The 18,927-nt window shown below is 63.0% G+C and carries 18 protein-coding genes and 1 riboswitch; of the genes, 13 read left to right on the top strand and 5 right to left on the bottom strand.

The window, feature by feature from the left end:
* Positions 1 to 154 precede the first annotated feature (154 nt).
* Positions 155 to 3,223 carry a glycoside hydrolase family 38 C-terminal domain-containing protein gene (locus tag QJT82_RS42815; protein WP_028344228.1) on the bottom strand — a complete coding sequence of 1,023 codons (3,069 nt, stop codon included), beginning with the start codon at positions 3,221 to 3,223 and terminating at the stop codon, positions 155 to 157.
* A gap of 239 nt (positions 3,224 to 3,462) precedes the next feature.
* Entirely contained in the window at positions 3,463 to 4,002 is a 540-nt protein-coding gene (locus tag QJT82_RS42820; protein WP_028344227.1) for a PRC-barrel domain-containing protein, read from the bottom strand.
* Here QJT82_RS42820 and QJT82_RS42825 point away from each other — a divergent pair.
* Positions 3,986 to 4,246 carry a hypothetical protein gene (locus QJT82_RS42825; protein WP_155258775.1) on the top strand — a complete coding sequence of 87 codons (261 nt, stop codon included), beginning with the start codon at positions 3,986 to 3,988 and terminating at the stop codon, positions 4,244 to 4,246. The genes QJT82_RS42820 and QJT82_RS42825 overlap by 17 nt on opposite strands.
* A 114-nt stretch (positions 4,247 to 4,360) precedes the next feature.
* On the opposite strand, the gene QJT82_RS42830 is transcribed toward QJT82_RS42825, so the two are convergent.
* Positions 4,361 to 4,738: a PRC-barrel domain-containing protein gene (locus QJT82_RS42830; RefSeq protein ID WP_028344225.1), complete on the bottom strand. Its 378-nt coding sequence runs from the start codon at positions 4,736 to 4,738 to the stop codon at positions 4,361 to 4,363.
* Between the two features lie 287 nt (positions 4,739 to 5,025).
* On the opposite strand from QJT82_RS42830, the gene QJT82_RS42835 reads away from it, so the two are divergent.
* Both QJT82_RS42835 and QJT82_RS42840 read left to right on the top strand, forming a co-directional pair.
* The gene (locus tag QJT82_RS42835; protein ID WP_018273044.1) at positions 5,026 to 5,763 is read left to right on the top strand and encodes a response regulator; all 738 of its coding nucleotides are present in this window, start codon (positions 5,026 to 5,028) and stop codon (positions 5,761 to 5,763) included.
* 2 nt (positions 5,764 to 5,765) lie between these two features.
* Positions 5,766 to 7,124: an ATP-binding protein gene (locus QJT82_RS42840; protein WP_028344224.1), complete on the top strand. Its 1,359-nt coding sequence runs from the start codon at positions 5,766 to 5,768 to the stop codon at positions 7,122 to 7,124.
* A gap of 26 nt (positions 7,125 to 7,150) precedes the next feature.
* Here QJT82_RS42840 and QJT82_RS42845 read toward each other — a convergent pair whose 3' ends face one another.
* A complete protein-coding gene (locus QJT82_RS42845; RefSeq protein WP_028344223.1) occupies positions 7,151 to 7,348 on the bottom strand; it encodes a hypothetical protein in 198 nt (65 codons plus the stop codon).
* A gap of 369 nt (positions 7,349 to 7,717) precedes the next feature.
* Here QJT82_RS42845 and QJT82_RS42850 point away from each other — a divergent pair, with 369 nt between their 5' ends.
* From QJT82_RS42850 to QJT82_RS42890, 9 genes are all read left to right on the top strand, one after another.
* Positions 7,718 to 8,242 (top strand): lytic transglycosylase domain-containing protein, encoded by a 525-nt coding sequence (locus tag QJT82_RS42850; protein ID WP_028344222.1) that lies wholly within the window; start codon positions 7,718 to 7,720, stop codon positions 8,240 to 8,242.
* Positions 8,243 to 8,413: 171 nt separating this feature from the next.
* A riboswitch (TPP riboswitch) is annotated at positions 8,414 to 8,555 on the top strand.
* Positions 8,543 to 9,556 carry an FAD-dependent oxidoreductase gene (locus QJT82_RS42855; RefSeq protein WP_028344221.1) on the top strand — a complete coding sequence of 338 codons (1,014 nt, stop codon included), beginning with the start codon at positions 8,543 to 8,545 and terminating at the stop codon, positions 9,554 to 9,556. It overlaps the preceding riboswitch by 13 nt.
* A complete protein-coding gene (gene thiS / locus QJT82_RS42860; RefSeq protein WP_028344220.1) occupies positions 9,547 to 9,744 on the top strand; it encodes a sulfur carrier protein ThiS in 198 nt (65 codons plus the stop codon). The genes QJT82_RS42855 and thiS overlap by 10 nt, the downstream gene beginning before the upstream one ends.
* Positions 9,745 to 9,918: 174 nt before the next feature.
* Positions 9,919 to 10,701, top strand: coding sequence for a thiazole synthase (locus QJT82_RS42865; RefSeq protein WP_028344219.1), 783 nt, complete (start codon positions 9,919 to 9,921; stop codon positions 10,699 to 10,701).
* Positions 10,688 to 11,296 (top strand): thiamine phosphate synthase, encoded by a 609-nt coding sequence (gene thiE, locus QJT82_RS42870; RefSeq protein WP_028344218.1) that lies wholly within the window; start codon positions 10,688 to 10,690, stop codon positions 11,294 to 11,296. Before QJT82_RS42865 ends, thiE begins: the two co-directional genes overlap by 14 nt.
* Before the next feature lie 167 nt (positions 11,297 to 11,463).
* On the top strand, positions 11,464 to 13,362 hold the full coding sequence (gene thiC, locus QJT82_RS42875; RefSeq protein WP_028344217.1) for a phosphomethylpyrimidine synthase ThiC: 1,899 nt from the start codon (positions 11,464 to 11,466) through the stop codon (positions 13,360 to 13,362).
* A 113-nt stretch (positions 13,363 to 13,475) separates the two neighbouring features.
* On the top strand, positions 13,476 to 14,630 hold the full coding sequence (locus tag QJT82_RS42880) for an ATP-binding protein (RefSeq protein ID WP_028344216.1): 1,155 nt from the start codon (positions 13,476 to 13,478) through the stop codon (positions 14,628 to 14,630).
* Positions 14,623 to 15,267 carry a DUF4435 domain-containing protein gene (locus QJT82_RS42885; RefSeq protein WP_028344215.1) on the top strand — a complete coding sequence of 215 codons (645 nt, stop codon included), beginning with the start codon at positions 14,623 to 14,625 and terminating at the stop codon, positions 15,265 to 15,267. Before QJT82_RS42880 ends, QJT82_RS42885 begins: the two co-directional genes overlap by 8 nt.
* 699 nt (positions 15,268 to 15,966) lie before the next feature.
* Entirely contained in the window at positions 15,967 to 16,362 is a 396-nt protein-coding gene (locus tag QJT82_RS42890; RefSeq protein ID WP_028344214.1) for a hypothetical protein, read from the top strand.
* A gap of 104 nt (positions 16,363 to 16,466) precedes the next feature.
* Here QJT82_RS42890 and QJT82_RS42895 read toward each other — a convergent pair whose 3' ends face one another.
* Positions 16,467 to 18,137 (bottom strand): NAD(P)/FAD-dependent oxidoreductase, encoded by a 1,671-nt coding sequence (locus QJT82_RS42895; protein ID WP_028344213.1) that lies wholly within the window; start codon positions 18,135 to 18,137, stop codon positions 16,467 to 16,469.
* Between the two features lie 153 nt (positions 18,138 to 18,290).
* On the opposite strand from QJT82_RS42895, the gene QJT82_RS42900 reads away from it, so the two are divergent.
* Positions 18,291 to 18,686, top strand: coding sequence for a hypothetical protein (locus tag QJT82_RS42900; protein ID WP_028344212.1), 396 nt, complete (start codon positions 18,291 to 18,293; stop codon positions 18,684 to 18,686).
* Positions 18,687 to 18,927: the final 241 nt, after the last annotated feature.

Here is an 18,927-nt window from a genome sequence, read left to right on the forward strand (position 1 = left end):
GACGCCTTCACCTCCGAGGAATGTGCCAACTACCTCAAAAATTCAGGCTATCGAACTTAATGCCATCACGCTTTAGTCCACACCGGATCGCGTCGAGCGATGCGATCCGGCCTCTCCGCGCAAGCCGGGGCGGGGCGAAAGTTCACTGCAAGCACTACGCCTGGAAGACCCGCAGCGTTGCGATCTGGAACGGACGCAGCGCCAGGCGGCACCCCCGATCCTCGATCGGCAGGGCCTCGATGCGGTCTTCCAGGGTGTTGCTCATCCACACCGACGCGATGTCGACGCCGAAATCGAGCGCCGCGGCGGCGCGAATGCCTGCGCTCTCGTAGAGCCGTACCACCCAGCCGTCGCTATCTTCGGCGGGCTTGATCGTATCGACGATCACGTTGGCCGGGGACGCGGCCAAAAGCGAGTGTCGCAACGGCGCGCGCGGTTTTCCCCTCGTCCACAGCACCGGACGCTCGAACCGCAAGGCGCGCCCGACCGTGTCCGCGCTGCGCCAATCGCCGTGATGGGGATAGATCGCATAGCGCATCTGGTGCCGCCCGATATCGGCCTGCGGATCGGGCAATTCGGAGCCGCGCAGCAGCGTCAGCGCGAGCTGGTTGCCGAACGCCGAATAGCCGTGACGGCAGTCGCTGAGCAGCGACACACCGAAATCCGGCTCGGCGAGATCGGCCCAGCGATGGCCGGGCACCTCGTACTTGGCCGCATCGGCATCCGTGTTGGCATGCGTCGGCCGCTCGGTTGCGCCGAACATGGTTTCATAGGTTGCGTTGGATGCACGGCAGGCCACCGGGAACATAACTTTCAGCGCCGTCTTGCGCTCCTGCCAATCGACCGTGGTTTCGAATTCGAGATGATCGGCGCCGGCAGCGAGGCGGATCACCTGCGCGAGCCGGCTCGCGCGTCCGAGCCCGCGCTCGAAACGGACCTCGCCGCGCAGTCCGCCATCCGACAGCACGGCGCAGCTCACCTCCCCCGTTACCTCGCGCGCGGTCTCCAGCGCGAACGGATCGATATCCCACGCCTCGAAATCGAGCGGCCGGTCATCGAGCAGCAGCAGCCGGGCTGCCGGTGATGCGAAGGTCTCGCGGCCGGTCGCAACATGCAACAGCGACCGAACAAGCCCGCTACGGTCAATGCGCGCTTCGAGCCGCGCGTTCGACAGCACGAAGCCGTCCGGATCGGCGGCGACCACAACGCGATCGTCGGTCGTCGTCGTTTCGCCCGCCGCAAACGGCGCGGCGATGATGTGACGAAGCTTGCCGTCGGGGTCGGACGCGACCTCGGCACGCGCGCACCCCAGCGTGTTGATGGGTGTCCAATTGCCGTCTTCGGGATCGCACAGTGTCGCCAGCACGGCTTGCGTGCGACGCCCGGCCTCCTCCGCCACGCCGGCGAGTTCGACCTCCGCACGTTCATAGACCTCGCGGATGCTGCTGCCGGGAATGATGTCGTGGAACTGGTTGACCAGCAGCGTGCGCCACAGCGCTTCGATCTCCTGTGCGGATGGCGCCGGTTGCCGGCAGGCAGCCGCGACAGTGGTCACGAATTCGAGTGCCTGAAGGCCGGCCTCGCAAGCGCGGTTGAGGCGCTTGGTCTCGGCCTGCGTGGTGTAGGTGCCACGATGATATTCGAGATAGAGCTCGCCCTCGATCGTCGCCAGATCCGGCGCCGATATCGCCAGGCGGTCGAAGAACTCGTCGACGGAGCGAAACTGAATCCGCGGCAGCCCCTGCAAGTCCGTTGCGCGCTGCAACGTCTCGAGCATCGTCTCGTCGGCACCGCCGCCGCCGTCGCCATAGCCGAACAGATAGAGTGCGTCGGACGAACGGTCGGCGTCCTTGTAATTGGCGGCGTGATAGCGGAGCTCCGCGACCTGCGCCGATCCGTTGTAGGTGTCCGCCGGCGGGAAATGCGCCAGCACCGTGCTGCCGTCCAGTCCGCGCCAATGGAAGCTGTGATGTGGCGGTGAGGTGAATCTGTTCCACGACAGCTTCTGGGTCAGGAAGCGCGACATCCCCGCCGACTGCATCAGCTGCGGCAGCTGGGCGTCGTAGCCGAACACGTCGGGATTCCAGAACACGCTGGAGCGCGCGCCGAACGTTTGCTCGAAATAGCGCTGACCATAGAGGAACTGACGGCAGATCGACTCGCCCCACGGCAGATTGCAGTCCGGCTCGATCCAGCTGCCGCCGACCGGAATCCATTGGCCCGCGGCGGCCTTGGCGCGAATTCGGGCGAACAGGTCAGGGTCATTCTGCTCGATGACGGCATACTGATAGGCCTGCGAGCAGGCGAACTTGAAATCGGGATAGCGTTCCATCAGCGCCACCGCCGTGGAGAAGCTGCGTTGCGCCTTGCGCCGGGTTTCCGCCAGCGGCCACAGCCATGCCGTGTCGAGATGGGCGTGGCCGATCGCCGACATCTCGTGGGTGATGCTGCCGTTTCGTGCCGCGAGCAGGTCGTCGAGGATCGCCCGCGCCGCCGGCCATGTCGCGCGATCGTCGGGATCGGTGATGTTACAGATACGGTTGAGATCGTGCAGCAGGCGCCCCGCCCAGGTCCGATCCAGCGCCGGCTGCGCCGTCTCTCCGACAGCTCCGTATGACCTCGACCTTGTCGTGGGATCGCGGTCAGCCTCGAGCTGGCGCAGCACTTCGTAGTCGAAATAGAATGCCGAGGCTTCGGGATCGAAGCGGCGCAGCTCGCAGGCGACCAGCGCGTAGGCCTGCGGATCGCTCCAGAACGCGCCGAACAGGCCGTTGCATGCCACCTCCACATGGAAGCTGACGGTCTCCCCGCCGCGGGCCGACTGAACGAGCGGCGCGATGTGGCGGCCGGGATTGAGACCCTGCGAGGAACGTCCGTTGAGCCACAGCAGCGCTTCCGAGCGGCTGTCCCAATACAGATCCACGCGCGAGCCGGCCCAGGCCTGCGGCACCTCGGCCACGACGTGCACCCAATAAGTCGCCCACAGCGGTCCCAGCGTCTCGCCCAGTGGGACCGCCCGATAATCGAGCTTGAGCGCGTCCTCGAGGCTGATCCGCTCGGTGGGACCGGCAAGCGCGAGCGAACTGACCGGCACGCGGTCGGCATGAACCTTCTGTTGCAGCCGCTCCGCAAAGCCTTGCAACCGGCGCCGCGTGTATTGCGGGTAGCGGCCGCGAATTCGGGCTACCGCGGGATCGCCGCTCTCGCGGTCCTTGTCATTCATCAGGTTCAGCCATTCAAAGAAGGATTACGTAAGCTCAATTGGTTGATGAAGATTGCAACGGGTCGCTTCGCGGACCTGACCTCTCCTACGCCTCACCTCTCCAATGCCTGGAGACGCGCTGTCCGAATTGGATTGCCTGACCTAATCCTTACATTCTTCCCGGATTTTATCCATCGGCCAACAAAAAGCGCGCCCGGCAGCAGCCGGACGCGCTTTTTTCTTGCAGGTCGCGATATGCCTTAGTCGGTCGAGTACTTGAACTCAGGCATCGCCTTCAGTTCATCCTTGGACGCGTTGAACACGGCGTGATCCGGATACCAGGGATTCGGCTTCGACGCCGCCGCCGCCGGGGCTGCGCCCGTGGTGGTGTTCGTCTTGGCGGTGCCGCCGGTGCTGTTGGACGCGCCGGTATAGGCGATCGGCTCGCTGACGAACTTCACCTTGTCGAGCGGCACGGCGACCAGATGCTCGCCGACGCCAAGGAAGCCGCCGACACCGATCACGACCGCCTTGATCGTACCGCTCTTGTCCATCAGCAGATCGTTGATCGACCCGACGCTCTCGTTCTTGTCGTTATAGACGCTGAGTCCGGCGACCTTCGACGCACGCCAGTTGCCCTTGAACTCGGTCGGCGACGTCGCTGACGTCGATGCCGCTGGAGCCGGCGACGTGGCCGCAGGAGACATCTTGTCGCCCTTGTCGGTTGGCGTCTGCGCAACGGCGACGGTCGCAAGCAGCGCGGTGCCGGCGAGGCCGGCGACGATGGATTTGACCAACATTGATGGCTCTCCTCTTCCAAAATCGATGCTGGGAAAACCCGTCATCTTCGCAACCGTTCCTAACGGACCTGCGATCAAAAGCCGCTTGGATGCCGAGGAACACGATAAGGCGATGCGGCCGACTGGCGGATGTGGACTTTCAGCGCATGGAACGCTGCGCCGCTTGACGAAAGTGATCGTGATCTCTCAACTAAGCTTGCGGTTGAGCCTCACGACTGCGCCGGACGCGCAGTCCATGATGTGACGATGTTTGGCTCACTAAGTCGTCCCGGCGAACCGCGCTGCACAAGCCGCACGCTCGCCCAGCGACCGCATCATCGATCGACGAGCGTCGTCATGCGCGCATGTTGCCGCGCGATCAGAAGCCGCCCCAATAGGGCGGCACGCCGTAGAAGCGATGCAGCTCGACTTCCTGCGAGCGATCGCCCCAATCGAAATCCTTGTCGGCACGGAACGACGGCGCGCGCTTCAGCTCCTCGTCCTCGATGTCGAGCTCATAGGCCTCGAACTTCGGGTTGTAGTGCAGCCGGCCCCAGGGCAGCGGGATCAAATTGGTTCCGATGCCCAGGAAGCCGCCGAAGCTCAACACCGCGTACGATACCTTGCCCGAGATCTTGTCGATCATCAGCCGCTCGATATGGCCGATCATGTCGCCATTGGCCCGGCGCACCGCCGTCCCCTCGACCCGGTCGCTTGCAATGAGCTGATGCGGCCTGGTCTCGACCTCGACAGCCATCTCACCCTCCCTGACCTGAAAGGGAAATAACGCGTCGCAAGGGGGACGGGTTCCGCCCTGGATATGACAGCCGCCCTTCCCTTTCTCCGGCTGCCATGGCGGCTAGGGACCGATGCGCTGTCCCGGAAGGGTTCTGCCCGCATTCCAGGGCATCAGGATTGATGACAGAACGATAACTTTTCTCCCTGCCGCCGACCTGTTAACCCGGATAGCCGGGCAAGATTTCAGACACATACTGAAACAAAATTCCTGAGCCGCTTTCCCCGAATCACGGACAAAAGATCGGTATGACCCAGGCCGCGCCCAATATCCTTGTCGTCGAGGACGATCGCGAGACGCGGTCCCTGATCGCAAAATATCTCCGCACCAATTCCTGTCATGTCACGACCGCGTCCGACGGCCGCGAGATGGCGAAGGCGATGACCGACCACCGAGTGGACCTCTTGGTGCTCGACGTCATGCTGCCCGGCGAGGACGGCCTCAGCCTGTGCCGCAAGGTGCGGGCGGAATCGCAGACGCCGATCATCATGCTGACCGCGCGCGGCGAGGACGTCGACCGCATCCTCGGCCTCGAGATGGGCGCCGACGATTACCTGGCAAAGCCGTTCAACCCGCGCGAGCTGCTGGCGCGGATCAACGCGGTGCTGCGCCGGCAGGCCGCCGCGCGCAACGCCAGCGCGATCGAGGGCGCGACCACGCTGACCTTTCTCGGCTGGCGTATCGACATCCGCCTGCGCGAGCTGCGCAACCCCGAAGGCGCGCGCGTCGCCATGACCAGCGCCGAGTTCGACCTGCTGCGCACCTTCTGCGAGCGGCCCGGCCGCGTGCTGTCGCGCGACAGCCTGCTCGACCTGACCCAGGGCCGCAGCGCCGGCTCGTTCGAACGTTCGATCGACGTGCTGGTCAGCCGCATCCGCCGCAAGATCGAGCCCGATCCGCAGGAAGCCACCATGATCAAGACGGTGCGTTCCGGCGGCTATGTGTTCACGCCGAGGGTGGAGGCGGTTGCCGCCACGAACAACTGACCATGAAGCTGCTGCGCGTGCTGAGTCTGCGGGGGATCGGCGCCCAGATGGCGGCGCTGGTCGTCGTTTCGATCGTCGCGCTGCATTTGATCATCACCGCCACATTCCTGATCCATCGCCCTGATCGGGTGGAGCCTTCGGACCGCTGGCACACCCAGCTCGCCGCCGCCGCGCAGCTGCTCGGGCATGCCCCGGCGTCGGAGCGGCCGCGGCTCGTGGCCGACGTCGCCCGTACCTTCCCGCAACTTGCGATCGGAGACCTGCCGGCCGATGCCGGCGCGCTCACCGAAACCGACACGCCCAGCCTGCACGCGCTGCGCCGGCTCGGCGCCGGCTATCGCATCTTCCTGCTGCCGCGCGAGGCTGGCGGCCCGCCGCATGACGGCGAAATTCGCCGCGTCGCGATCCGCCTGCCCGACGGCGCCATGTTCGCCGCCAACCTGACGCCGGATCAGCACATGCGGCCGTTCTGGGGTGGACCGTGGATGATGACGGTGCTGTTCGCCGTCATCAGCGTCACCCTGCTCGGCCTGTGGGCGGCATGGGCGCTGACCGCGCCGCTGTCGTCCTTCGTCAAGGCCGCCGAGACCTTCAGCCTGAACGGCGCCGCCGCGCCGCTGCCCGAACGCGGTCCGGAGGAGATCCGGTCGCTGGCCCGGGCGCTGAACCGGATGCGCGAGCGCATCACCGCATTGATCGACGATCGCACCAAGATGCTGGCCGCGATCAGCCATGACCTGCGCACGCCGATCACCCGGATGCGGCTGCGCGCCGAATTCATCGAGGACGAGACCCACCGCCACCGCATGCTGCGCGACCTCGACCAGATGCGCTCGATGCTGGAATCGGTGCTGTCGTTCCTGCGCAACGACCGCAAGCTCGAGGAGATGACGCTGGTCGACATCGCGAGCACGCTGCACCTCGTCACCGATCAGTTCGCCGACATGGGACACAAGGTCAGCTACGCGGGCCCCCAGCACGCGATGGCGACCGCGCGGCCGGCCGACCTGCATCGCTGCATCACCAATCTGGTGGAGAATGCCGTGCGGTTCGGCGGCGAAGTTGCCGTCCGCCTCGACGTCAAGCCCGACCGCCTCGTCGTCGACATCGAGGATGATGGGCCCGGCATCTCGGATGCGCACAAGGCGAGCGTGCTGGAGCCGTTCGTGCGCGGCGACCAGGCGCGCAACATGGATGAGGCCGAAGGCTTCGGCCTTGGCCTGTCGATCGCCAACGCCATCGTGCTCGCGCATGCCGGCACGTTGTCGCTGCACGATCGCAAGCCGCACGGGCTCGTGGTCCGGATCGAATTGCCGGCGCGGCAACAGCAATTGCGGCCGCGGCAGAAATCCGCGGCCTGATCAGCGCAAGCCGATGTGATGAGACGTCAGGCGGCGAGCGGCGTAATTAGCTCCGCTTCCTCGTAGATCGCGATGGCCTCGAAGCGGTAATTGCAGGCGCGGCAATTCCACAAGAACGAGGAACGGCCTTCGCTGTGCTCCACCCAGTCAGGGCGGGCGATCGGCTTGCCGCATTGCGCGCAGGGATTTTCGCGAGGCAAATAGCCGGTGTCCTGACGGACCATGGCGCATCTCCCGAATGTTGTTTCTTGCGTGCTTGGACAGAGCTGCTGACTGAACGATCGCGCACCCTGTCGTGGATGAAGTCTAGACCTTCATTGATTCGTTTGCACGACAAACTGCTGTGGATAGCGTGCGGCAAAATTAGTCAGAAAAATTACAAGGAAATTGCAGGCCAAGACAATTTTGGCTGAGACGGTTGAAGCGAACAATTTGAAGCATCATTCGCGCAATCGTCGGCCGGCCCACCGGCATCCGGACAATCACGGACGCATAACGTTCGCTGATGCGAAGGTTTTGCCACATTCCTGCCCGCTCGCCGTACCAATGAGACCGCAGAACCGACGCGCATCTAAAAGCCCCGAGCGACTGAGATGAAGACCATACAAGCCCTTGGCTGCCTTGCCGCGATCGCGGTGCTGGCGTCCTGCGCGAGCGCGCAGGCGCAATCGCGCGCGCAATATGAGGCGATGGTGGCGGCCGAGGCCCAGGCGAACCTCGTGCCGGAAGAGCTGGTGCATCGCGTCATCGTGCGCGAGAGCAAGTACCATCCGCAGCTGATCGGACGCGGCGGCACCATCGGGCTGATGCAGATCAAGCTCGGCACGGCACGCGGCCTCGGCTACACCGGTACCGCCGAGGGTCTGCGCGATCCCCAGACCAACCTCAAATACGGCATCAAGTACCTCGCCGGCGCCTATCGCGCCGCCAATGGCAATCACGATCGAGCCGTGCGTTATTTCGCGGGCGGGTATTACTACGCCGCAAAGCGCCAGCGCGGGGATCACCTGAAGGAAGCGAAGCATGGCGGCGCGGGTGCACCGCCGAAGGAGCTCGCCAAGTCGGAGCAAATGACGGCCGATACCGCCGAGCCGAAGCCGGAACAGGCCGAAAAATAGCGCCGATCGCGTCCGGATCGCGCTGGTGGGTCGTGCCGTCCGCGACGCGCACCGTTCACACCGCTATTCACGCGATCGTTCCGCTAGCGACCTGGTATGAAGAGGTGCGGCACCGCAGCGCGCCCGCGTCTGGCATACAAGTTGACACACAAGCCTATCCGCCTACATTAGGGGCGTTCCGAGGGGTGCTCCGAAGGAGGAGCTGAGATACCGCAAGCTTGGACTAGCCAGTAGGCGAATAGTCCGGGACCGCGGTGACCCTTTGAACCTGATCCGGGTCATGCCGGCGAAGGGACAGGGATGTATCAGACGTCAAGACCGCGGGGGGATTCCCCCGTCACCATCATCGGCGCAGGCATAGCCGGCGCCTGGCATGCGCTGCTGCTCGCAGAGGCCGGACGTGCCGTCACCCTGCATGAGCGCAGTGACGCCGCGATGACGGAATCCACAAGCCACTGGGCCGGCGGGATGCTGGCGCCCTGGTGCGAGGCGGAAGCCTCCGAGCCCGTGATCTCCCGGCTCGGCATCCGCTCGCTCGAGCTGTGGCGGCGGCACGTTCCGGAAACCCCGTTCAACGGCTCGCTGGTGGTGGCGCATCCGCGCGACCGCGCCGATTTCGAGCGCTTTGCCCGCCTCACCACCAGCCATCGCCGGCTCGACGCCGAGGGCGTTCGCGCGCTCGAGCCGTCGCTCGAAGGCCGTTTCCGTGACGCCCTGTTCTATCCCGACGAGGGCCATGTCGAGCCGCGCCGCGTGCTGCCGCGGCTGCATGCCGCGATCGCCAAGGCCGGCGGCGCCATCAAGTTCGGCAGCGACGCCGAGGCAGCCGATCTCGACGGCCTCGTGATCGACTGCCGCGGGCTCGCCGCGCGCGACCGCGAGCCGAGCTTGCGCGGCGTCAAGGGCGAGATAATCATCATCGAGACCTCCGAGGTCGAATTGGCGCGCCCGGTGCGGCTGATCCATCCGCGCTGGCCGCTTTACGTGATCCCGCGCGGCGACGGCCGCTTCATGCTGGGCGCGACCTCGATCGAGGCCGAGGACAACGGCGTCAGCGTTCGCTCGGCGCTGGAGCTCTTGGGCGCGGCCTATGTCGTGCATCCAGCGTTCGCCGAGGCGCGCATCGTCGAATTCGGCGCCGGCCTGCGCCCGGCATTTCCCGACAATCTGCCGAAAATCAGGATCGAGCAGGAACGCATCACGGTGAACGGACTCTACCGTCACGGCTTCCTGCTCGCGCCGGCGCTGGCCGAGCTGACGCTCGCCTATCTCGCGCGCGGCGAAATCGACAATGAGGTGATGCAATGCGCGTGATCGTCAACGGCGAGCAGCGGGAGATCAACGCGGACAGCGTCGACGCGCTGCTGGCCGAGCTCGACTACGAGGGCACGCATTTTGCGATCGCGCTGAACTACGACGTGGTGCCGAAGAGCCGCTGGGCCGACACCGCGCTGAAAGCCGGCGACGAAATCGAGATCATCACGCCGCGGCAGGGAGGGTGATGATGGCTGGCGCACACACTCTCCCCATGTCGTCCCGGCGAAAGCCGGGACCCATAACCACGACCAGCTATTGGCGGAACGAACGACGCCCCGCGTGCCCTCTTGAAGGGCCGCGGCGTATGGGTCCCGGCCTTCGCCGGGACGACGGCGTGATTTGAGGAGACACCACGGATCATGGTCACCTTCTACGGCAAATCCTTCCCGTCCCGCCTGCTGATCGGTACGGCGCTGTATCCCTCGCCTGCGATCATGCAGAACGCGATCCGCGCCTCGGGCGCCAGCATCGTCACGGTGTCGCTGCGGCGCGAAGCGGCGGGCGGCAAGACCGGCGATGCGTTCTGGTCGCTGATCCGCGAGCTCGGCGTCACCGTGCTGCCGAACACCGCGGGCTGCCGCACCGTCAAGGAGGCGGTGACCACCGCCAAGCTCGCGCGCGAATTATTCGGCACGCCCTGGATCAAGCTGGAAGTGATCGCCGACAATGACACGCTGCAGCCCGACGTGGTCGGCCTGGTCGAGGCGGCCGGCATCCTGATCAAGGACGGCTTTGAGGTGTTCCCCTATTGCACCGAGGATTTCTCGGTCGCCTCGCGGCTGGTCGACGCCGGCTGCAAGGTGGTGATGCCGTGGGCAGCTCCAATCGGCAGCGCGAAGGGCATCACCAACCGCGACGCGCTGAAGCTGCTGCGCGACCGCCTGCCCGACATCACGCTGGTGGTCGACGCCGGCTTGGGGGCGCCATCGCATGCCGCCGAGGCGCTCGAGCTCGGCTATGACGCCGTGCTGCTCAACACTGCGGTCGCCAAAGCTGCCGATCCCGTTGCGATGGCCAATGCCTTCCGCCTCGGCGTCGAGGCCGGCCGCACCGCTTACGAAGCCGGGCTGATGGAAGCCCGCGACTTCGCCTCCCCCTCCACCCCTGTCGTTGGGACCCCGTTCTGGCATGCCGTATCCTGATCCCTTCTATCCCGTCGTCGACAGCATCAAATGGGTCGAGCGACTGACAAAACTCGGCGTCGGCACCATCCAGCTGCGCGCCAAGGAGCTCGACGATGCCGGGGCGCTGCAGATCGTCAGCGATGCGCTGGCAGTGACCAAGGGCACGCCGACCAAGCTCGTGGTCAACGACTATTGGCGCGCGGCGATCGTCGCCGGCGCCGAGCATCTGCACCTCGGCCAGGAAGACCTCGTCGACGCCGACCTCGGCGAGATCCGCAAAGCGAAATTGACGCTCGGAATCTCCACCCACGATGATGCCGAGCTCGCCACCGCGATTGCGGCAAAACCCGACTATGTCGCGCTCGGCCCGATCTTCTTCACCACGCTCAAATCGATGCGGTTCGAGCCGCAGGGCATTCCGAAGATCACCGAGTGGAAGAAGCGGATCGGCTCGATCCCCCTTGTCGCGATCGGCGGCATCAAGTTCGAGCATGCGGCCGAGATCTTCGCCGCCGGCGCGGACTCGATCGCCGTCGTCAGTGACGTCACCCAGAACCCCGACCCCGACGCGCGGGTCAGACAATGGCTCGGCCTCAACGCGGAGGCCGCGTGATGCTGGGCATTGCACCCTATTCGACCCGTCACCCTGAGGTGGCCGCTTCTTCAGCGGCCCTCGAAGGGCGACGGCCCGGCTCGTCGACCCTTCGAGGCGCGCTGACGCGCGCACCTCAGGGTGACGAGAACAACGCTTTCGCAAGAGATTAAAACGGAGGATCCCTCATGAACATCCGCTCCAATCCCGACACCACCCGTCCCGCCGTCACCACCGGCGCGCTGCCCGCCTCGCGCAAGATCTTTGCGACGCCGGAGGCCGCGCCCGATCTGCGCGTGCCGCTGCGCGAGATCATGCTGTCGGAGGGCGCCGTCGAGCCGAACCTGCCGGTCTATGACACCTCGGGCCCCTACACCGACCCGAACGTCACGATCGACGTCAACGCCGGCCTGCCGCGCAATCGCCTCGCCTGGGTCAAGGAGCGCGGCGGCGTCGAGGAATATGAGGGCCGCACCATCAAGCCGGAGGACAATGGCAATGTCGGCGCCTCCCATGCCGCCAAGGCGTTCACCGCGCATCACACGCCGCTGCGCGGCCTCGACGGCCACAGGATCACGCAGCTCGAGTTCGCCCGCGCCGGCATCATCACCAAGGAGATGATCTATGTCGCCGAGCGCGAGAATCTCGGCCGCAAGCAACAGCTCGAACGCGCCGAGGCCGCGCTTGCCGACGGCGAAAGCTTCGGCGCTGCGGTGCCGGCCTTCATCACGCCGGAATTCGTCCGCAGCGAGGTCGCGCGCGGCCGCGCCATCATTCCCTCCAACATCAACCATGCCGAGCTCGAGCCGATGATCATCGGCCGCAACTTCCTGACCAAGATCAACGCCAATATCGGCAACTCGGCGGTGACCTCGTCGGTCGAGGAAGAGGTCGACAAGATGGTGTGGGCGATCCGCTGGGGCGCCGACACCGTGATGGACCTCTCGACGGGGCGCAACATCCACACCACCCGCGAATGGATCCTGCGCAACTCGCCGGTGCCGATCGGCACCGTGCCGATCTACCAGGCGCTGGAGAAGTGCGACGGCGATCCCGTCAAGCTGACCTGGGAGCTCTACAAGGACACCCTGATCGAGCAGTGCGAACAGGGCGTCGACTATTTCACGATCCACGCCGGCGTGCGCCTCTCTTACATCCACCTCACCGCCAACCGCGTCACCGGCATCGTGTCGCGCGGCGGCTCGATCATGGCGAAGTGGTGCCTCGCGCATCACAAGGAGAGTTTTCTGTACACCCATTTCGACGAGATCTGCGATCTGATGCGCAAGTATGACGTCTCGTTCTCGCTCGGCGACGGTCTGCGCCCGGGTTCGATTGCCGACGCCAACGACCGCGCGCAGTTCGCGGAGCTCGAGACGCTCGGCGAGCTCACGAAGATCGCGTGGGACAAGGGCTGCCAGGTCATGATCGAGGGCCCCGGCCACGTGCCGATGCACAAGATCAAGATCAACATGGACAAGCAGCTCAAGGAATGCGGCGAGGCGCCGTTCTACACCCTCGGGCCGCTGACGACCGACATCGCGCCGGGCTACGACCACATCACCTCGGGCATTGGCGCGGCGATGATCGGCTGGTTCGGCTGCGCGATGCTTTGCTACGTCACGCCGAAGGAGCATCTCGGCCTGCCCGACCGCAACGACGTCAAGACCGGCGTCATCACCTACAAGATCGCGGCCCACGCCTCCGATCTGGCCAAGGGCCACCCCGCCGCGCAGCTCCGCGACGATGCGCTCAGTCGTGCCCGGTTCGACTTCCGCTGGGAGGACCAGTTCAACCTCGGCCTCGATCCCGACACCGCGAAGAACTTCCACGACGAGACCCTGCCGAAGGAAGCCCACAAGGTCGCGCATTTCTGCTCGATGTGCGGCCCGAAATTCTGCTCGATGAAGATCACCCAGGACGTCCGCGACTACGCCGCGACGCTCAACGATCCGACGGGCGTCGGGATGTCGGTGTCAGCCACCATCGAGGACGGCATGGCGACGATGAGCGCCAAGTTCAAGGAGATGGGATCTAGCGTTTATCTCGATGCGGACAAGGTGAAGGAGAGCAATCGGGTGTTGTAGGAAAGCATCGGACAGGAAAACATGCTAATGTGCTGGAACGCTGCGTTGGGGAAAGCGCAGCGGCCAGTCTCCGATAGATTGTGGGACGCGGGAGAGCCAACGGGGGACGAGCGGTGAAGATAAACAAGTTCGAAGTGAGCGGGCTGCCCAAATCCGAAAGCCCACCAATTTCAAAGACCCTCAATGCAGACCTAAACATTTTCACCGGACGAAATGGCTCCGGAAAAACGACCTTACTGAAGTTGCTATGGTACGTTATTAGCGGAAATATTGAGCATGCGATCCGAGAAGTCCCATTTACTTCAGTCCACGTTGAAACAAGCGAATACAGCATAACAATAAATAGGCGCGGCAACGATCCGGACGGCATTAAGTTCGTATCCAACGGCCAAACAATCGAGATCGATTCCTTCTTCGACGAAGACGGAGACCTGGAAAACGACCCCGTCGACGAGGCAAACGGCCTAGTTATGGAGACTGGCAGCTCAGTCTTCTTTCCAACTTTCCGGAGAATCGAGGGGGGATTCTCGATCAAGGCTGCCCCGAGACGGACTGGGCTTCTCACGCAACGACCAACCACGACACGAAATCAAGCTGCTCTTGAAGAAGCTCTCGTCGATCTCTCGCGACGAATGAGCGTAAATGCTCATACTTTTGTGTCGTCAATTTCGACAGTCGACATCGTAGACCTCCTCATGAGGCGGTACACTGAAATGTCGGAACACTCGAATACGCTCCAACAGAAGACATCACAAGAAATCATCGATCGCATCAAAGAATATAAGCGAGAGACCGGAACTCATAGCGTCTCGGAAAGCCCCGATTCGGTGATCGACGCGATTCGATCCGTAATCGAAGGCCTTGACCAGCAGCGAGAACAGATTCTCGCCCCTTTGGAGGCGGTAAGAAAGCTCGTTGTAAGTTTGTTTAAGCACACCGGAATTGTTCTGAATTCCAGGCTCAGCTTTGGCGACGCTGCGAATGCTGTCAGCTCGGAAGCGTTGTCCGCAGGCGAAAAGCAAATGCTCTCATTTATTTGTTATAATGCCTTTTATAAGGATAGTATCATCTTCATTGACGAACCGGAGCTGAGCCTTCACGTTGACTGGCAGAGACAGTTATTTCCAATTCTTCAGGCTCAAGGAACTTCAAATCAATTCATAATCGCCACCCACTCTCCATTCATTTACGGAAAGTTTCCAGACAAAGAAGTTGCGATGAACATGGATCGTGGAGAGGATCCAACTGAGGCGTCCGCTAATGGCTAAGGCGTACGTTACAGCGTCCGAGTACGTCCAGACCTTAAAGCACTCCTTCATTCCTACAGTCATCACCGAGGGTTCCGATGACTATGCCGTCTTTCGCAGAATTGAGGAACGCTTCGCCGCAATCGGCCTTTCGCTAATGCCGGTTGGAGGAAAGCGGACTGTCCTCGAAATATTCCGGCATCGAAATGAATTCCCTCAAATTCAAGTTGCCTTTATCGTTGACCAAGACACATGGCTTTTTTCGCATATCCCATCTGAATACAAAGACCCTTCGCTCATTGTGACTGATGGCTATTCAATCGAGAACGATCTCTATCGAGACGGCGATATGGAATCGCTTCTCTTGGCGCATGAGCGTGCGGACTTCCAGCGGGACCTAGAACAGATAATAAAATGGTTCTCATACGCCGTTAGAAAGCACATCGAGGGACACGAATCGTTATTGGATTATCATCCCAACCAAGTTGTCGATGCTTCAGGGAAAATGCTTACGGACCTCCCGCATCGTTGCGGATATACTGCACCTTGCCCCATTTTTTTTGCCGACCCTGTCAACCAACTATGCTCGCCTGTTGCGTGGAAAAACATTACTGAACTTGCTGGCAAGGTACGTCTCTCACGGAAGCAGGGCCATTAAGCATAGCCGAAAAAGCTTGATGGAGATCGCATCGGTAAGAAATGGTCCGCATATGACAAGGATCCAGAATCAGCTCGAAAGTCTATTTAAGGGAGAACCTGCCTTATAGCTGCTCAACCGAACACAACCGAGGCGAACGAAACGACATCCGAGCCAAGCCCGCATATAGCCGCGCTCGTTCGGACAGCATACTATGCTGATGTATCGGCAGGCGCCTTTGCGCGACTCCCCGCCCTCGCCCCAAACGCAATCTCCCGATACCCCTCCGCCGTCGCCCCGTTGTGAACCTCGACTTAGCTTTGCGCATCAGCATGATCTCGTACAACTTGTCGACGTGCGCGGGTCCAGCGCTGCTGGGCCTCGCCTCTCCGCGTGTCATGTCCGGGCCTGCCACGGGCTCCCATCCAGAACGAAGAGGCGGGCCGAGAGCCTTTACGTCTAGACTAGAGCACTCACTTGTGCGGCTTGTAGAGGGCCGGTCACGACAGCAACCGGCCCAGGGCCACACCAGGCGCTCCGCAGAACCTTGACTTGGATCAACGAAAAATCCGCCATCTCATCGCTTGCTATGACGCTCAAAAGCGATGAAGGTTGCGTCGGGGATATTACCCCTGCCCTCAAATAGACGATTGAGCGCCAATTCCACGTTCGCCTCGCAGAGGGTCCAGCAGTCTAGTGACCATTTGATTGGAGAGTTTCATGAGAACCTTCAATGCGGTGCTATTCATACTTCTCGTTGCGCAAGCGGCCTCGACACAGGCTGCGGATTTGAGCGGAGCCTGGACGATCGACGCCCCGGCTTGCAATCAGGTCTTCACCAAGGAGAACAACAAGCTCGCGTTCAAGAAGGATGCCGACCTCAACGCGGGCGGCTTGATCGTCCAGGGCAAGCAAATCACCGGCACGTTTCAGAAATGCACCGTCAAATCGCTGCATGATGACGGGCAGAATGTTCGCGTGATTGCGGCGTGCTCGGACGGCGTCGCGGTTTCGGACGTGTCATTCGACATAAAGCTCTCCGGCGAGAACAAGATCATACTCAGCTCCAAGGAACCGGTGCCCGTGGAGACGCCGTATGTTCGCTGCTCGATGTGATAGTGGTGGCGATGGCCTGAAAACAAAGCTAGTAGCCCGGATGAGCGAAGCGATATCCGGGGTTTCTATCTGACCCGCATATCGCTGCGCTCATGCGGGCTACGCTACGCCGACGCGCCAGTGGCCGCCTCCTGCACGGCGCCACCGGCGATCGCACCAAACTCAATCTCCCGATACCCCTCCGCCGCGACGCCGTTGATGATCCCCAAGAACTTCGGCGTGCCGCCGTTGTAGACGAAGTAGCGGACGGTGCCCTCCTCGTGGCCGGCGACGTTGGAGTTGTAGCCGGTGAACCACGACTTGGCTTTGCGCATCAGCATGATCTCGTACATCTTGACGACATGCGCGGTCCAGCGCTGCTGCGCCTCCAGCGTAGCGTCGGCGCGGGTCAGGCCGCGATCCCACATGTATTGCAGCAGATTCGTGCACCAGTTGACGCCGTTCTCGATGCCGCGCGGGAAGTTGGTCGAGGCGGAGGCGCTTTGCGGGCCGGTCGGCATCAACAGGTTCGGGAAGCCGTGCACGAGCATGCCGAGGAAGGTCGACGGCGCATGCTTCCATTTGTCGGCCAGCCGCTCTCCGCCGATGCCGCGGATGTCGATCAGGTCGTAGGCGCCGGTGATGGCGTCGAAGCCGGTGGCGTAGACGATGATGTCGAAATCGTAGTCGCGCGCCGTGGTGCGCAGGCCTTTCTCGGTGACGCGGACCAGCGGCGTCTCGGAGAGGTCGACGAGCTGCACGTTGTCGCGGTTATAGGCTTCGAAATACCGCGTCTCCAGCGGCAGCCGCTGCACGCCGAAGCCGTGATCCCGCGGGATCAGCTTCTCGGCGACATCAGAATCGTTCACGCGCTGGCGGATGCGGCCCGCGATATATTCCGAGAGCTCCGCATTGGCGGCTTCATCCATGAAGATCTCGCGAAAGTTAGCGAGCCAGATGCCGAAGCCGGGCTCGTCGTAGAGCTTGTCCCACAGCTTAAGCCGCTCCTCGCGGCTCACCTCGTAGAAGCCGCGCTTGTCGGGCCCGTGCACAAAGCTGCCCGGCGTCAGCGCGCAGGCTGCAAAAATCTCGTCATAGCGGACGCGGATGTCGGCCATCTCCTCCTCGGAGATCGCAGAGTTGTTGAGCGGCGCGCTCCAGTTCGGCCGGCGCTGGAACACCGTGAGCTCGCCGACCTTGTCGGCGATCTCGCCGATCAGCTGGATGCCGGTCGCTCCGGTGCCGATCACCGCGACTTTCTTAGCCTTGAGATCGACCGGCTCGTGCGGCCAGTAATAGGTGTGGAACGAGCGGCCCTTGAAGTCGTCGATTCCAGGCACGCGCGGCATGGTCGGCGCCGACAACAGCCCAATCGCGAGCACCACGAAGCGGCAGGTCAGTTCGCGGCCGTCACTGATCCTCAATTGCCAGAGATCGCGCGTCTCGTCGAACTGCATGGTCTCGACCTTGCAATTGAACTGCATGTGCTTGCGTAGGTCGAACTTGTCGGCGACGTAGTTGAGGTAGCGCAAATTCTCCGGCTGGCCCGAGAAGCGCTCCTTCCAGTGCCACTCGTCGAGCAGCTCGCGGGAGAACGAAAAGCCGTAGGTGTAGCTCTCGGAATCGAAGCGGCAGCCCGGATAGCGGTTCCAGTACCAGGTGCCGCCGAGATCGGGCGCGGCTTCGAGCACCGTGGCGTCGATGCCGAGATCGGCCAGCCGCTTGATCTGGTAGATGCCGGCGACGCCGGCACCGACCACGATCACCTCGTAATGGGTTTTCGCCTCTCCCGTCATGTCCGCTCCCGAATTCATCTTGATCTGTTGGTCGGATTACAGACCGTTTTACCCGGTCAGGCAACCGCGCGAACGCAGGCGCGACTTGCGTTGAGGCGCTGCCTGCACCACATCGATCACTGCAATTCACCAAGCGCAATCCGGGCAAGCGACATGACCGACAATCTCACCGGCGTCTGGGACGGCAGCTATGTTCAGCCGAGCGGCATGGTCACGTTCCTGGCGACGCTGATCGACGCCGGCGGCGCGCTCGGCGGCAGCGTGACCGAGCCCTGCGTGATGCCGGGCTGTCCGATCAGCACGCACAATGCCTCGCTCGCGGGTCAGCGCTCCGGCAGCGCCGTTACGTTCGTCAAACGCTACGAGCCGCCGGGCTACGGCTACGACACCGTGCACTATGAAGGCGCGGTCAACGCCGACGCGACCGAGATCGACGGCCGCTGGAGCATCCGCGGCACGGCGTTCTCGGGCACGTTCCTGATGGTGCGCGCGACCGGACCGTCGCAAGCGGTCACGACGGAAGAAGAGATCAAGGAGCCAGTGCGCTAGCGCGCGATGAAGTTTGCTTGAATGGGTCTGGTGAGACAAACTCGTTCCACCTCTCCCGCTTGCGGGGTCGAGACGAGCGAAGCTCGCTCTTAGGTCGGCGCGTAGCGCCGGGTGGGGGCTCTCTCCACGATACGACTCGCGGAGAGAGCCTCCACCCCAGCCCTTCCCCGCAAGCGAGGGCTTTGCGCAAAGGCGAATCTGCGATTCTCTAAGACCGATCTGAAGGGGGAGGCGGGGATGG

It is taken from the genome of Bradyrhizobium sp. Mp19 (assembly GCF_029952935.1).
GTDB lineage: Bacteria > Pseudomonadota > Alphaproteobacteria > Rhizobiales > Xanthobacteraceae > Bradyrhizobium > Bradyrhizobium elkanii.